The 543-nt window shown below is 67.8% G+C and carries 2 pseudogenes; both read right to left on the reverse strand.

The features are described 5' to 3' along the window. Positions 1-283: pseudogene (locus tag G4D86_RS51840) on the reverse strand (outer membrane lipoprotein-sorting protein); the annotation flags it as partial. A gap of 7 nt (positions 284-290) precedes the next feature. Then, positions 291-543: pseudogene (locus tag G4D86_RS51845) on the reverse strand (ABC transporter permease); the annotation flags it as partial.

A 543-nucleotide genomic window follows, 5' to 3' on the forward strand; every position in this document is an offset into this window, starting at 1 on the left:
GGAGGTAGCCCTTGCCGGCCTCCGTCTTGGGACGGCTGAAGAGAATCATCAGCTTGTCGTCCGCGTCGCGCCGGTAGACGAACGCCTCGCGCACGGTGTCCGTCTTGTCCTTCTCCTTCTGCTCCAGATAGACGAGCGCCTTGTAGTCGCCGCCGTTGCGCTGCCGGTCGTCGATGGTGGCCAGCAGCTTCACCATCTCCGCCGGCTCCAGGGCCAGCGCGGCCGGGGCGGACAGCAGGGCCGCGGTGAGCACCACGGCGGTCATCACACTTTTCAGACTCATGAAGGGTTCACCCGATGTGGTGCATCGCCGTGACGGGCTTCATCCGCGCGGCGAGGAAGGAGGGAATGAGCGAGATGAGCGTGGTGCACGCGGTGATGAACACCATGGCGCCCACCACGGCCCCGGGGTTGACCGCCAGCTTCAGCGTCTCCGACATGATGAACATCGCCACCACTTCGGGGACGGCCATGCCCGCCGCGTTGACGCCCAGGCACACCGCGAGCCCCACCACGGCGCCCGCCAGCGTCCCCAGCGCGCCC

The organism is Pyxidicoccus caerfyrddinensis (assembly GCF_010894405.1).
Taxonomy (GTDB): Bacteria; Myxococcota; Myxococcia; order Myxococcales; family Myxococcaceae; genus Myxococcus; species Myxococcus caerfyrddinensis.